This is a genomic window from Spirillospora sp. NPDC048911 (assembly GCF_043198015.1).
Taxonomy (GTDB): domain Bacteria; phylum Actinomycetota; class Actinomycetes; order Streptosporangiales; family Streptosporangiaceae; genus Spirillospora.
In genome coordinates this window covers 128,603-142,540 of the sequence record NZ_JBICUD010000002.1, presented here as the reverse complement: position 1 = coordinate 142,540, position 13,938 = coordinate 128,603, and the positions used below count along the sequence as shown (strand labels likewise).

Below are 13,938 nucleotides of genomic sequence, written 5' to 3'. Positions count from 1 at the left end.
CCGTCAGGCGCGGGTCAGGGGGTCGTTGTCGTTGACGCGTTCCAGGACCCGCAGCGAGCCCTCCACGCGGCGTTCCTCGAACGCGCCGCTCGCCAGCGCGCGCAGGTAGAGCCGGTACGGCGCCTGACCGCCGTCGGCGGGGTCGGGGAACACGTCGTGGATCACCAGCGCGCCGCCGGTCGCCACCCACGGGGCCCAGCCCTCGTAGTCGGCCTGGGCGTGCTCCTCGGCGTGGCCGCCGTCGATGAAGAGCAGGGCGAGGGGCGTCCGCCAGAAGCGGGCCACGGTGCGCGACTGGCCCACGATGGCGACGATGACGTCCTCCAGGCCCGCGGCGCCGATGTTCTTCCGGAAGGTGGGGAGGGTGTCCATCCGGCCCGTGCAGGGGTCGACCAGGGACGGGTCGTGGTGCTCCCAGCCCGCCTGGTTCTCCTCGGAGCCGTGGTGGTGGTCGACGGTGACGACGGTCGCGCCGGTCTGCCGGGCGGCGGCGCCGAGATAGATCGCCGACTTGCCGCAGTAGCTGCCGACCTCCAGGAGCGTGCCGGCCTCACCGTGCCGCGCCCCGTACTCCACGGCGGTCTCGAACAGCGCCTCGCCCTCGGGCAGCGGCATGAAGCCCTTGGCGGACTTCGCCGACCGCAGCAGGTCCGGGGGCATGCTCGGAGCGGGCGCGGGCATCGCGGGAGTGGTCGTCCCCGCGGGGGTGGACGCCATGGTCTCAGTCATTGATCTCCTCCGCCGCGCACTTTATCCGCACTTGTGTTCTTCGCTCCACGCGTCCCCCCACCGGCGGCCCCGCACGCTCACCCGGCCGTGCCATCTTGATCGCTCCACTGCGACGATCACCTTGCCGGAGCATACTGAAACGTGTTCTACTTTTCGACGAAATGGGCCGGTCATCGAGATCCGGACGGGCCGGACGGTGGCCGAGCCGAACCGGGTTCGGTAGCGTCGCGTGGTGGGACCACCGGAAGCTCGCCGGCGACTGAACGGAGACAACGACGATGCCGAGAGTCCAAGTCGACCCGCTCGTGTGCGAGGCCAACGCCGTCTGCGTGGGGCTGGCGCCGGAGGTCTTCGACCTCAACGACGACGACGAGCTCACCATCCTGCTTCCGGAGCCGCCGGCGGACCAGCTCGACCGCGTCCGGCACGCGGTGCGCTCCTGTCCCAAGGCCGCGCTCATCCTGGACGAATAGCGCTCTACCTGGACGAAGAGGAGGCAGCCATGGCACGTGCCGCGGTCCTGCACGCGGTCGGCGACAAGGAACTCGACCTGCGCGACGACGTCACGACCGTCGATCCGGGTCCCGACCACGTCAAGGTGAAGATCAAGGCGACCGGCGTCTGCCACTCCGACCTGTCGGTCATGACCGGGGTCCTGCCGATGCCGATCCCGGTGGTGATCGGCCACGAGGGCGCCGGGGTGGTGACCGAGGTCGGCGCCCACGTGACCAACGTCGCGCCGGGCGACCACGTGGTGATCAACTGGAGTCCCGACTGCGGCACCTGCCCGGAGTGCCTGCGCGGCGAGCCGTTCCTCTGCATGACGTTCATCGGCGCGACGTTCACCGAGCCCCGGTTCCAGAACGAGGCGGGGCCCGTCTTCGGCATGGCGGGCTGCGGCACCTGGGCCGAGGAGATCGTGGTGCCCTTCCAGGGCGTCGTCAAGGTCGCCGAGGACGTTCCGTTCGAGTACGCGGCGCTGCTCGGGTGCGGCATCCCGACCGGCGTCGGGGCCGTCATCAACACCGCGCGCGTCCGGCCGGGCTCCAAGGTCGCCGTCGTGGGCGCGGGCGGGGTCGGCCTGTCGGTCATCCAGGGCGTCAGGATCGCCGGAGCGTCCGCCATCCTGGCGATCGACCCGAACGAGGCCAAGCACCGCATCGCCAAGCAGTTCGGCGCCACGCACACCGCGACGCTGGAGAACCTCGACGAGACCAAGGGCCTGCTGACCGCCGGTCAGGGCTTCGACTACGTCTTCGAGGTGGTCGGCAAGTCGGCCGCGATCCAGACGGCGTGGGCGGCGACCCGGCGCGGCGGCGACGTCATCGTGGTCGGCGCGGGCGCGGCCGACGACGACTGGCGGCAGAGCGCGTTCTCGCTGCTGTTCGAGGGCAAGAGCCTCAAGGCGTCCCTGTACGGCGGATGCGATCTCAAGCGCGACATCCCGCTCTTCGTCGACCTGTGGCGGGCCGGCAAGCTCGACATCGACAACCTCATCACGCGGCGCATCGGTTTCGAGGACCTCAACGACGCCGTGCAGGCGCTCAACAACGGCGACGTCATCCGCCAGGTCGTCCTGTTCGATTAGGGAAGCGGGCCGCGATTGATCTGTCCGGTGCCGCGCATCGGGCCGGAATGGGCCCCGTGCGCGGCACCGGAAGCGTGCCCGGCGTGGGATCCTGCTGCGGTGTTCAATGGGACTCTGACGTTCCGGGCGTTCACGGCCGGAACGGTGCTCGCGTTGCCCCTCGCCCTCCTGCCCCCGCACGCCGTCCCGCCCGCGCACTCCGCCGTGGCCGGCCAGCGCGTCAGGGACGTCCAGGGCGCCGGCCACGAGTCTCCGCTCACCGGACGGACGGTGACCGGCGTCCCGGGCGTCGTGACCGCCGTGACCGGCAACGGCTTCTGGATGCAGGACCCGCGTCCCGACGGCAGGGAGGCGACGTCGGAGGGCGTCTTCGTCTTCACGCGGACGCGTCCTGCCGCCGTGGCCGGCGACTCGGTCCGGGTCGACGGCAAGGTGAGCGAGTTCCGCCCGGGCGGGGCGTCCTCGGCCAACCTGAGCCGCACCGAGATCGACGCCACCCGCACCACGGTGGCCGGGCACGGCGCTCCGCTGCCGGCGCCGGTGACCCTCGGCCCCAAGGGCCGGCGCGCGCCCGGCGCGATCAAGGGCGCCACCGACACGTTCGACCCCCGCCGTGACGCGCTCGACTTCTACGAGGCGCTCGAAGGCATGCGCGTCCGCGTGCAGGACGCGGTGGCGGTCGGCCCCTCCGGCGACGGCGAGATCCCCGTGCTGCCCGCCGGCGGCGAGGGCGCGGGCCTGCGCACCAAGCGCGGCGGCCTCGTGCTGCGGGAGGGCGACGCCAACCCCGAACGGGTGATCCTCGACGACGCGCTCGCCGCCCTCCCCGCCATGAACGTCGGCGACCGGCTGCCCGGCCCCACCGACGGCGTGCTCGACTACGGCTACGGCGACTTCACGTTCCTGCCGACCGCCACCCCGCAGGCCCGGAGCGGCGGTCTCGCGCGCGAGAGGACCCGCCCGGCGCGGCCCGGCGAACTGTCGGTCGCCACCGCGTCCATGGACGGCCTCAGCCCCGACACGCCCCCCGCCCGGGTCGCGGCGCTGGCGGCGGACATCGTCGACGGCCTCCAGTCCCCCGACCTCGTCACCGTGTCCGGGATCCAGGACAACAGCGGCACCAAGGACGACGGCGTCGTCGTCGCCGACCAGACCATGGCCGAGCTCATCACGGCCATCAGCGCCGCGGGCGGGCCCGCCTACGACTGGCGCGCGGTCTCGCCGCGCGACAACGCCGACGGCGGCGACAGCGGCGGCAACAACCGCGTCGGCTTCCTGTTCCGCACCGACCGCGGGCTGGCGTTCGTCGACCGGCCCGCGCTCGGCGCGGACCCGGAACCGGCCGCGGCGGGCACCGGCCCGGACCTGGCCGCCACCGCCACCCGCGTGCTCGCCGAGAAGGGCCGGGCCCGGCTGACGCTCAGCCCGGGCCGGATCTCGCCCAAGGACACCGCGTGGAGCGGGACGCGCAAGCCGCTCGCCGCCGAGGTGACCTGGCGGGGCAGGCGCCTCATCGTCGTCGCCAACCACTGGACGCCGCAGCTCGGTGACGACCAGCCGCTGTTCGGCCGCCGGCAACCGCCGACGCGGCCGAGCGAGTGGCGGCGCGAGGCGCAGGCGCGCGTCGTGGCGCGCTTCGTCACGTCGGCGCGCGCCGCCGACAAGAACGCCGGCGTCATCGTCGCGGGCAACCTCAACGAGCGCGACTTCGCGGCCCCGCCCAAGGTGCTCACCGGGGACGCCGGGCTGACCGACCTGCCCGCGGCCGTGCCGCAGAACGAGCGCTACACCGCGATCGTCGGCGGCAACGCGCAGGCGCTCGACCACATCATGCTGAGCCCGGCGCTCAAGCGCGGCAAGCACGAGTTCGACATCGTGCACCGGGCGTCGGAGTTCGCCGATCGCGAGGGCGATCGCGACCCCACGATCGTCCGGCTCCAGCTGCCCCCGGCCAAGTGATCGCTTCCTAAACACGCCCCGGATTTGGGCGGGACCTATAGATCGACACGGAACCGCACCGAAAGACGCCGGTGTTTCCTTCCCGCGGCCCCGGGCACCGCCCGGGCGTCAGTCAGCACCTTGGAAGGAGACGCCTCATGGCGTACCGATATCGCAGCCGGGGCATCGGCCTGGTCGGCCTGATCTACCTCATCATCGGCATCTTCGTGGCGTGGGACCGGGGCTACATCTACCCCGACCTCCTGCGCCGCATCCTCAGCGCCCTGCTGGCCATATTCCTGTGGTTCCTCGTCCTGCTGGGCGTCGACCTGCACATCCATACGTGACCGTGACCACGCGCGACCGGAACGTCGCGTCTCAGCCATAGCCCCGATATCTACCCGGAGGTACGTTCCGTCCATGGCACAAGGTGGATGCAGTTGTGGACACGGCGGCGGTTGCTCTTGCCCGAAGGGTTGCTCCTGCGGCTGCAACGGCTGATCGCTCAGGACGGTCAGGGCGCCGCCGTGCGCCACAATGTCGGCGACTCGCCACGGTGGTCGGCCGTGACGCCCACCGCGACGAGTTCGGAACCGTGCGCGACGAGCCCGGCGAGCCGCTGGTCGCCGGGCCCGTCCAGGCCCGTTCCCCGCGCCGGCGTCGGCTGCCATGCCGCCCCGTCCGGGGACGTCCACAGCACGACGTCCTGCCGGCTCGGCGCGCCGGTGACCCCCGCCAGCACGAAGCCCTTCGCCGTGGCGGTGACCGCCGTCAGCGTCGTGGCTCCGGCGGGGACGGCCATGCGCCACGTGCGCCCGCCGTCGGCCGAGACGCCGGTGAAGCTCTGCGACCGCCCCGACTGGTCACTGGTGCCCAGCGCGACCAGCTGACCACCGCGAACGGCCACCTGCGTCAGCACGCCCGCGGTGAGACCTGAGGGCAGCGCGGGCGCCGGGGCCGCGGTCCACTTCGCCCCGTCCGCCGAGGTCCAGACGGCGGGCTGGCTGCCGCCGCCCCGGGCGTTCTGACGGCCGCCCACCGCCACATAGCCCGTGGACGTGGCCACCACGTCCCGCATCCACGTGCGTCCCTCCATGCCGGCGATGGCGGCGGAACGCGTCCAGGTCTTGAGGTCGGACGACCGCCAGGCCGTCGCGGCGGCTCCCGCCACGCCGACCACCACGTAGCCCTGGGGGCCTGAGGCGACGGCGCCGAGCGCCCCGTCCGCGGTGACCGTGACCGGCGCCCACGCCCTGCCGTCCGGCGAGGTCACGGTCAGTGCCTTCTCCCGGTCGGTCCGGCCGATCGCGACCCAGCCCCTGGGCCCGTACGCGACGTCGGTCAGCCGCCCCTTGCCGAGCCCGGTCCGCGTCCAGCCGCCGGCACCGGACCAGACCGCCGCCTCGTAGTTGGAGCTGCCGACGGCGACCATGCCGCCGTCCGGCGCGATCGCCGTCACGGCCCGTTCCGGACGCACCGCGCCCGGCACCTTGGTGAGATCGACGGCCTGCCCGGACACCGCCAGGTAGGAGTCCTCGGCCCGCCGCCCCACCACGACGGGGACACCGCCCTCCGCCACGGTCAGCCCGTTCGCGGTCGCCCGCGTCTCCCCCGCGGGCTGCCAGGCCTTGCCGTCGGCGCTCCGCATCAGCCGCCCGCCGGCGAGCACGGTCAGCCCCGAAGCGGAGCCTCCCAGCCGGGTGATCCGGCCGTTGACCCGGCCGTAGGGGGACCACACCGAACCGTCGGCCGAACCGAAGACCATCCCGAAGCGCTCGGTCTTGCGCCGCTTCTTCGGCCCGGTGACCCGCTTGCCGTCCCGGTACACGAAGAAGCCGCCCGGCCCCGCGGCCAGGCCGGAGGCGGGCCCGAAGGAGCCCTGCCCCTGCCGGATGTCGACCGGCTTCCAGGTGCGGCCGCCGTCGGCCGACCGCCAGAACCCCAGCCCGCGCACGGTCGTGGTGACCTTGCGCTTCTTCTTTTTCCTGGTGACCTCGCGGCTGAACGCGCCGTGCGCGACGACCACGTCCCCCATGGCGGCCACCCGGTCGAACGCCGTCGCCCCGGCCACGTTCACCCGGTCGTCGCGCTGCCAGGTCTTGCCGTCGGCCGAGGTCCAGACGACGGCGCGGCCGCCCGAACTGCCCACGGCGACGAAACCGGAGCCCGTCCGCGCGAGGCCGTCCACGCGGTCCTTGGCCGTGAGCGGCCCGCCCGCCTGGCGCGTCCAGGTCTGCGCGTCCTGGCTGGTCCATACCGTGCCCGGGCCCAGCGCGACCCAGGCGCCCTGGCCGCCGGCGACGAACCGCGGCCGGTCGCCGAACGCCGGCTCGGCCCCGTCGCCGTCCCGCACCTGGGCGAGGCGCCACGTCCGGCCCGCGTCGCCGGACACGAGGAACTCGGCTCGGGTCTTCTCGGGACGGCCGTCACCCTCCGTCCCCACCGCGACGACGGTCGCCCCGGCCGCGGTCACCGCGGCGATGTCCTGCACGAGCCCGTCAGGCTTCGCCGGGTCGGCCGCGAAGAACCGGTCGGCGAGCACCGCGCCGGGGATCGCCGAGGCTCGCCCCTCCTCCTCGCCGCCGCTGAGCGCGTACACGCCGCCCGCCGCCACGACCACGACCGCGGCGGCCGCCCCTGCCACCCGCAAGGACGCTCGCCGCGCCCCACCGCGCCGGACAGGCGCCGCGGGCGGAGCCACGACGGGATCCGCCACCGGAGGCGGAGCGGCCGTCTGAGCGCCGTTCACGGCGGGAGCCTCAGGCTCGGCGGGCCGTGCCGCCGCGGCCTCAGCCACCCCCACACCAGAACTCTTGACCGCGGCTGCCTTGCGCTCAGCGGCCTTGGGCGCGGCCGCCTTGGGCGCGGCGGCCTTGGGCGCGCTCGCTTCGACGGCCTTCGGCGCCGTGACGGGCTCGGCCACGGGCGCGGCCACGGGCGCGGGTTTGGCGGGGCGCGAGGACTTGGCCTTGCGCTGGCGCGGAAGCTTGGTCGGGCCGTAGTCGCCGGACCAGGACAGGTCGGCGGTACGCCAGGCCTCGTACGCCTGTTGCCAGGCCGAGCCCTCTCCCGTCGCCCGCTGGGGGTCGGCCGTCAGCCGCCGCCGGATCTCCCGGGAGCCTTGCGGGCCCGAAAGGTCGCTCGCCGTCACTCGCGCTCCATTCGCCTGTGCGATGACACACCATCAAACCGCGCCGCATCCGGTTTCGGGCGGACATCGGTGGGATAGGCAGCCGATCAGGCTGCGGGAGCGTTCATATCACCTCATGAACGTCCATGGCGGACGCGGTGATCTTTTGCCGCGATGTGTCCTTTGTAGGCGAAACCCCGGACGTGGACGACGGGGGCGGCGGGCGAGGCCGCGCCGTGGAGTTCGGTGGAGACGCCGATGCCGGAGATCTCCACCCGCGCGCCGGGTGGAACGATGATCTCGACGGCGGACTTGTAGGCGATCACGCTGATGGTGGTGATGGGGCCGGTCAGCTCGGCGTCCCGCAGGTCCAGCAGGCAGCCGCCCTTGTAGGCCAGGGCCGTGTACCGGTCGGGGACGCGCCACCGGCCGGCGCGCCGGATGCTGCTCTTCCAGGCCATCTGGACGCGACCGCCGACTCCGGTGCGCGGCCCCGAGGTGGTGATGGCCTCCTCCGGGCCCTGCCAGGTGGGCAGGTCGGCGGCCAGCCGGTCCAGTTCGCCGTGCGTGCGCGCCGCCAGGACCAGGTCGATGCGCTCGTCCAGTTCCGCCTCGGTGAGCCTGCCTTCGGCGTACGCGGTGTGCAGCCGGACGAGCACCTCGTCCCTGTCGTGGTCCGCGGCGCGCAGGGCGGGATCGGTCCCCATACGTCCCTCCTTTGTCCGCCTCCGAGCCTGCACCCTGCCGCCAGGGGAAGGTCAAGGCAGAACGAGATGTATCTTAACCCTCCCTCCCTCGCATATCGAGAGAAACGGCCCATCTCGGTCAACTCGCCATTCGCACCTACCGCCCCGACCAGGCCTTTTCCACTAGATTCGACCCGTGAGCAGCACCGTCGGCCACCCGCACGGCCCGTACACGCTCTATGACCTGGACGCCATGCCGGAGGACGGCAGGCGGTACGAGCTCGCCGACGGCTGGCTCACCGAACTGCCCGGCGACCTCTGGCACGACCATGCCGCCGAGCGGCTCAAGGAGATCCTCAAGGAGGCGGCTCGGCACGCGGACGCGGACATGCACGTCGCGGGCATCCCGCAGGACGTCACCACGCCCGCCGGGGTGCGCAAGCCCGACGTCTTCGTGGTCAGCCGCGACGTGGCGCGGACCGCGCTGGAGAGCCGCACCCACCGCACCTACTACGGGCCCGACCTGCTGCTGGCCGCCGAGATCGTCTCGCCCCGCACGGGCAGCGAGGTGCACGACCGGGTGACCAAGGTGACCGAGTACGCGGCGATCGGGATCCCGCACTACTGGCTCGTCGACCTGGAGCCGCGCCCCAAGCTGACGGTCCTGCAGCTCGCCGGCTCCGGCTACCGGCTGGTCCGCAAGGTGAAGGCGGGCGAGGCGTTCACGACCGACGAGCCGTTCCCGGTCGGCTTCGATCCGGCCCGGCTGTCGGAGATGGAGTGACTCGCCGGTAAGGATCCAGCCTTGGCCGGATCCTTGCGGTTAATGGCGATCCGGCCGCTGGCAGGCCCCGGTCCGCCGCGCCAGGCTGAGGGCATGACCAATCGCATGCGCGCCATCAGTCAGGACGTCCTGGGCGGCCCGGACGTCCTCAAAGAGATCGAAGTCGACCGTCCCGAGCCCGGCCCGACCGAGGTGCTCGTCCGCGTCCACGCCGCCGGGGTCAACCCGACCGACTGGAAGCACCGCGCGACCGGCGGCCTGCTGGGCGAGCCGCCTTTCGTCCTCGGCTGGGACGTCTCCGGTGTGGTGGAGAAGGTCGGCTTCGGCGTGGCGCTCCTCGAACCGGGCGACGAGGTCTTCGGCATGCTCAAGTACCCGTTCGGTCACGGTTCCCATGCCGAGTACGTGGCGGCGCCCTCGCGTTACTTCGCCCGCAAGCCGCCGAACGTCGACCACGTCCAGGCGGGCGCCGTCCCCCTGGCCGCGCTGACCGCGTGGCAGGCCCTGGTGGACGTCGCGGACGTGCAGCCGGGTCAGCGTGTCCTCATCCACGCGGCGGCGGGCGGCGTCGGGCATCTGGCGGTCCAGATCGCCAAGGCGCGCGGCGCGTACGTCATCGGCACCGCGAGCGCGCCCAAGCACGACTTCCTGCGCGGCCTGGGCATCGACGAGGCGATCGACTACCGCACGACCGACTTCGCCGAGGCGGTACGGGACATCGACGTCGTCATCGACACCATCGGCGGCGACTACGGCCCCCGTTCCGTCCGGACGATCCGGCCCGGCGGGCTGCTCGTCTCCCTGGTGCTGACCAGGCTGGAAGAGTTCGACGCGGGTGAGGTCCGCACGGCGGGGCTGCTCGTCGAGCCCGATCACCACTCCATGAAGGAGATCGCCGCGCTCGTCGCGGCCGGGCGCCTCCGCGCCGAGATCGACACGGTGGTCCCGCTCGCCGAGGCGGCCAAGGCCCACGCGCGCGGGGAGACCAACGCCGCCACGGGCAAGATCGTGCTCACCGTCGCGGGCGGATAAAACGGGCTACACCCGGATCAATAAGCTCGTCTATGTGCTTTTGCTGACAACTCTGGAAACGTGGCAGGCCGACGACGATCCCCGCTTCGTCCTGGACGAGGCGGGGGCCGTCTGGGCGCCCGACGATCCCGACGGCGCGCTGGCCGTCGCCGATGACGTCTTCACCTCGGGCCAGATCATCGCGGTGGCCCTGGAGTCGCCGCCACGCGGCACGATCGACCGCACGGCGGCCTCCGGTGTCCGTTATCTCCGCCGCGCGCCCGACGGCCGCCACACGGCCCTCCTGGACCGTCCGGCGACCGCCGAGGCGCTCGATCTCCTGCCCCATCCCGAGGGCGGCTGGTTCCGCGAGACGTGGAAGACCGCGCCGCGCTTCACTCCCGGCGGCTATCCCGGCGAACGGGCCAGCGCGACCGGCATCTACTTCCTCCTGCCGCCCGGCGAGGAGTCGATGTGGCACGCCGTGCGGTCGGACGAGGTCTGGCTGTGGCATCGCGGCGGCCCGCTGACGCTCCTCCTCGGCGGCAACGGCGAACGCCCCGCCGAGGAGACCGCCATCAGCCTCGGCGGCGACCTGACGTCCGGAGAGGTTCCGCAGGCCATCGTCCCCGCCGGGGTGTGGCAGGCCGCCCGGCCCGCCACCGCCGAAGAGGTCCTGGTGAGCTGCGTCGTCTCCCCCGGTTTCGACTTCGCCGACTTCCGCGTCTGAGCCGCCTTCCGGGCTGAGCGGCCGCGAACCGAGCTAGTCGCCGCCTCCGAAGGCCGCGTCGAACGACGTGGCCGGAGGGCTGATGGAGTTGAGGGCACGAACGTAGGCCAGGGCCTCGGGCGCGCCCTGGAGGCGGTCCATGCCGGCGTCCTCCCATTCGACGGAGATCGGGCCGTCGTAACCGATGGCGTTGAGCGCGCGGAAGCAGTCCTCCCATGGGACGTCGCCGCGTCCCGTGGAGACGAAGTCCCACGAACGACGCAGGTCGGCCCACGGCAGATGCGAGGAGAGACGGCCACGGCGGCCGTCACGGGTGCGGAGCTTCGTGTCCTTGCAGTCCACGTGGTAGATGCGGTTGCTGAAATCGGCCAGGAAGTTCACCGGGTCGATGTCCTGCCACACCATGTGGGAGGGGTCCCAGTTGAGGCCGAACGCGGGCCGGTGGCCGATCGCCTCCAGCGTCCGGACGGTGGTGTGGTGGTCGTAGGCGATCTCGCTCGGATGCACCTCATGGGCGAACCGGACGCCCTCCGCGTCGAAGACGTCGAGGATCGGGTTCCACCGCGCGGCGAAGTCCTCGTACCCGCGGTCGATCATGCCCTCCGTGACCGGCGGGAACATCGCCAGCAGATGCCAGATCGACGACCCGGTGAAGCCGACGACCGTGCTGACGCCCAGCCGCGCGGCGGCCCGCGCGGTGTCCTTCATCTCCTCCGCCGCTCGCCGCCGGACGCCCTCCGGCTCCCCGTCGCCCCAGATCCGGGACGGCAGGATCGCCTGGTGCCGCTCGTCGATCGGGTTGTCGCACACCGCCTGGCCGACGAGGTGGTTGGAGATCGTCCAGACGTTCAGGTCGTGCTTGCGCAGGGTCTCCAGCTTGCGCGGGACGTACGAGTCGTCCGCGAGGGCCTTGTCGACCTCGAAGTGGTCGCCCCAGCAGGCGATCTCCAGCCCGTCGTACCCCCAGTCGGCCGCCAGGCGGCAGACCTCCTCGAACGGCAGGTCCGCCCACTGGCCGGTGAAGAGGGTGACCGGCCGGGTCGTCGTCGGTTCGGTCATCACGCGTTCCCTTCGACAGATGTCCATCCGCTGCCGCGCGCGGCGCTGTCCTCCACCGCCGCCAGCACCCGCTGCACCTGGAGCCCGTCGGCGAACGACGGCCGCGGGTCGGTGCCCTCGCCGATCGCCGCCAGCAGGTCGGCGAACTCGTGGGTGAAGGTGTGCTCGTACCCGAGCACGTGCCCGGGCGGCCACCAGGCACCGGCGTACGGGTGATCGGGCTCGGTGACGAGGATCCGGCGGAAGCCCGCCGTCTCCCCGCCGTCGGTCCCGTCGTGGAACCACAGCTCGTTCAGCGACTCCAGGTCGAAGGCCAGGCTGCCCTTCGAGCCGTTGATCTCGATGCGGAGCGAGTTCTTGCGCCCGGCGGCCACGCGCGTCGCCTCGAACGACGCGGTGGCGCCCCGGCTCGTCCGCCCGATGAACAGCGCCGCGTCGTCCACCGTCACCCGGCCGGTGCCGCCGCCGTCCGGATAGGGCCGCTCGGCGACGAAGGTCTCGGTCAGCGCCGACACCCCGACGAGCGTGTCACCGGTGATGAACTGCGTGGTGTCGATGATGTGCGCGCCGATGTCGCCGAGCGCGCCCGACCCGGCCCGGCCGCGGTCCATGCGCCACGTCCACGGCGACTCCGGGTCGGTCAGCCAATCTTGGAGGTACTGCGCCCGGATGTGGCGCACGGTGCCGATCCGTCCCTCGGCCACCAGCTTGTGGGCGAGGGTGACGGCGGGCACGCGCCGGTAGTTGAACCCGACCATCGACCGCACGCCGCGCGCCTGCGCCCGCTCCGCCGCCGCCACCATGGCCTCGGCCTCCGCGACGGTGTTGGCGAGCGGCTTCTCGCACAGCACGTGCTTGCCCGCGTCCAGCGCCGCGACCGCGATCTCGGCGTGGCCGTCGCCCGGCGTGCAGATGTCGATCAGGCCGATGTCGTCGCGGCGGAGCAGTTCCTTCCAGTCCGTCTCGATCGACGCCCAGCCGAGCTCCGCCGCCGCGGCGCGCAGTTTCTCCTCCGTCCGGCCCGCCAGCGCGACCATCACGGGCCGCACCGGCGGGTCGAAGAACGGCCCGACGCTTCGCCACGCCTGGGAGTGTGCGCGCCCCATGAACGCGTACCCCACCATCCCGACCCCGACCGTGGTCATACGTCTCCCTTCTCCGGTTCGCCGCGTATCAGGACTCGAAGCCGAGCGGCAGATAGCGGTCCACGTTCTCCTTGGTGATCGTCTCGGACGCCAAGGTGATCGACTGCGGTACCTGGAGCTCGACGAGGTCTCCCATGCCGCGGCCCTGGGCCAGCAGCCGGGCGACCTTGATCGCCGAGCCGGCCATGGTCGGACTGTAGGTGACGGTCGCCTCCAGCTGCCCACCGGCCTTGATCTCGCGCATGGCGTTGGCGGAGCCCGCGCCGCCGACCATGAAGAACTCCTTGCGGCCCGCCTGCTTGATGGCGGCCAGCACGCCCACGCCCTGGTCGTCGTCGTGGTTCCAGAGGGCGTCGATCTTCTTGTGCGCCTGGAGCAGGTTGCTGGCGACCTGGTTGCCGCTCTCCACCGTGAACTTGGCGTCCTGCTTGGCGGTCACGCTGAAGCCGTAGGTCTTGAGCGCGTCGGCGAAGCCCTTGCTGCGGTCCTGCGTCAGGGGCAGCGTCGCGATGCCCTGGATCTCGACGATGACCGGCTTGGCCACGCCCTTCTCCTTGAGCCGCTTGCCGACGTAGTGCCCGGCCGCCACGCCCATGCCGTAGTTGTCGCCGCCGATCCACGTCCGGTACGACAGCTTGTCGGGGAAGACGCGGTCGAGGTTGACCACCGGGATGCCCGCGTCCGAGGCCTTGCGCGCCACCTGGTTGAGCTGCTCGCCGTCGTTGGGCAGCAGCACCAGCACGTTGACCTTCGCCGAGATCAGCGACTCGACCGCGGAGATCTGCTGGTTGATGTCGTTGGTGGGCTCGACCGGCTTGAACGTGACGTCGGAGTACTGCTTGGCCGTCGCCGCCGCGTTCTTGGCGATGGCCGCGATCCAGCCGTGGTCGGCCGCCGGGGCGGAGAACCCGATGGTCACGGCCTTGCCCGGCTTGTCGTTGTCCCCGCCGTTGTTGGCGGTCTGCGCGACGGGCGCGGGGTCCTTCTCGTCGTTGCTGGTGCAGGCGGTCGCGAGGGCGCCCGCACCGATCACCGCGCCGCCGAACAACACTCCGCGGCGGCTTGGACGGCTGTGCTCAGTCATGACTGCTCCAAGGGGGGTGGTAAGCGCGGGGGGACGTCTGGGGGTGCGCGAAGG

The 13,938-nt window shown here is 72.3% G+C and carries 13 protein-coding genes; 7 read left to right on the top strand and 6 right to left on the bottom strand.

The window, feature by feature from the left end:
• Positions 1 to 3 precede the first annotated feature (3 nt).
• Complete coding sequence (locus ACGFNU_RS07885; RefSeq protein WP_392591272.1) at positions 4 to 729, bottom strand: class I SAM-dependent methyltransferase; 726 nt, start codon at positions 727 to 729, stop codon at positions 4 to 6.
• Between the two features lie 278 nt (positions 730 to 1,007).
• On the opposite strand from ACGFNU_RS07885, the gene ACGFNU_RS07880 reads away from it, so the two are divergent.
• From ACGFNU_RS07880 to ACGFNU_RS07865, 4 genes are all read left to right on the top strand, one after another.
• On the top strand, positions 1,008 to 1,202 hold the full coding sequence (locus tag ACGFNU_RS07880) for a ferredoxin (protein ID WP_392591270.1): 195 nt from the start codon (positions 1,008 to 1,010) through the stop codon (positions 1,200 to 1,202).
• Between the two features lie 29 nt (positions 1,203 to 1,231).
• Positions 1,232 to 2,317: a Zn-dependent alcohol dehydrogenase gene (locus ACGFNU_RS07875; protein ID WP_392591269.1), complete on the top strand. Its 1,086-nt coding sequence runs from the start codon at positions 1,232 to 1,234 to the stop codon at positions 2,315 to 2,317.
• Between the two features lie 99 nt (positions 2,318 to 2,416).
• Entirely contained in the window at positions 2,417 to 4,276 is a 1,860-nt protein-coding gene (locus ACGFNU_RS07870) for an endonuclease/exonuclease/phosphatase family protein (RefSeq protein WP_392591267.1), read from the top strand.
• Between the two features lie 137 nt (positions 4,277 to 4,413).
• Positions 4,414 to 4,602, top strand: a complete 189-nt coding sequence (locus ACGFNU_RS07865; protein WP_392591265.1) for a hypothetical protein — start codon at positions 4,414 to 4,416, stop codon at positions 4,600 to 4,602.
• Between the two features lie 167 nt (positions 4,603 to 4,769).
• Here the strand turns inward: ACGFNU_RS07865 and ACGFNU_RS07860 are convergent, their stop codons facing one another.
• Both ACGFNU_RS07860 and ACGFNU_RS07855 read right to left on the bottom strand, forming a co-directional pair.
• Complete coding sequence (locus ACGFNU_RS07860; protein ID WP_392591263.1) at positions 4,770 to 7,406, bottom strand: WD40/YVTN/BNR-like repeat-containing protein; 2,637 nt, start codon at positions 7,404 to 7,406, stop codon at positions 4,770 to 4,772.
• A 113-nt stretch (positions 7,407 to 7,519) separates the two neighbouring features.
• On the bottom strand, positions 7,520 to 8,092 hold the full coding sequence (locus ACGFNU_RS07855; protein WP_392591262.1) for a DUF1707 domain-containing protein: 573 nt from the start codon (positions 8,090 to 8,092) through the stop codon (positions 7,520 to 7,522).
• A gap of 175 nt (positions 8,093 to 8,267) precedes the next feature.
• Between ACGFNU_RS07855 and ACGFNU_RS07850 the strand changes: the two genes are divergently transcribed.
• The 3 genes from ACGFNU_RS07850 to ACGFNU_RS07840 all read left to right on the top strand — a co-directional run bounded on the left by ACGFNU_RS07850 (position 8,268) and on the right by ACGFNU_RS07840 (position 10,596).
• Positions 8,268 to 8,855: a Uma2 family endonuclease gene (locus tag ACGFNU_RS07850; protein ID WP_392591261.1), complete on the top strand. Its 588-nt coding sequence runs from the start codon at positions 8,268 to 8,270 to the stop codon at positions 8,853 to 8,855.
• Positions 8,856 to 8,960: 105 nt separating this feature from the next.
• Positions 8,961 to 9,887, top strand: a complete 927-nt coding sequence (locus tag ACGFNU_RS07845; RefSeq protein WP_392593437.1) for an NADP-dependent oxidoreductase — start codon at positions 8,961 to 8,963, stop codon at positions 9,885 to 9,887.
• 34 nt (positions 9,888 to 9,921) lie between these two features.
• Positions 9,922 to 10,596, top strand: coding sequence for a cupin domain-containing protein (locus ACGFNU_RS07840; RefSeq protein ID WP_392591259.1), 675 nt, complete (start codon positions 9,922 to 9,924; stop codon positions 10,594 to 10,596).
• Between the two features lie 33 nt (positions 10,597 to 10,629).
• Here the strand turns inward: ACGFNU_RS07840 and ACGFNU_RS07835 are convergent, their stop codons facing one another.
• From ACGFNU_RS07835 to ACGFNU_RS07825, 3 genes are read right to left on the bottom strand one after another with little or no spacing between them, the layout of a single operon-like run.
• Positions 10,630 to 11,655, bottom strand: a complete 1,026-nt coding sequence (locus ACGFNU_RS07835) for a sugar phosphate isomerase/epimerase family protein (protein ID WP_392591258.1) — start codon at positions 11,653 to 11,655, stop codon at positions 10,630 to 10,632.
• Positions 11,655 to 12,800 carry a Gfo/Idh/MocA family protein gene (locus ACGFNU_RS07830; protein WP_392591257.1) on the bottom strand — a complete coding sequence of 382 codons (1,146 nt, stop codon included), beginning with the start codon at positions 12,798 to 12,800 and terminating at the stop codon, positions 11,655 to 11,657. Before ACGFNU_RS07830 ends, ACGFNU_RS07835 begins: the two co-directional genes overlap by 1 nt.
• Positions 12,801 to 12,828: 28 nt before the next feature.
• A complete protein-coding gene (locus ACGFNU_RS07825; protein WP_392591255.1) occupies positions 12,829 to 13,884 on the bottom strand; it encodes a substrate-binding domain-containing protein in 1,056 nt (351 codons plus the stop codon).
• Positions 13,885 to 13,938 lie beyond the last annotated feature (54 nt).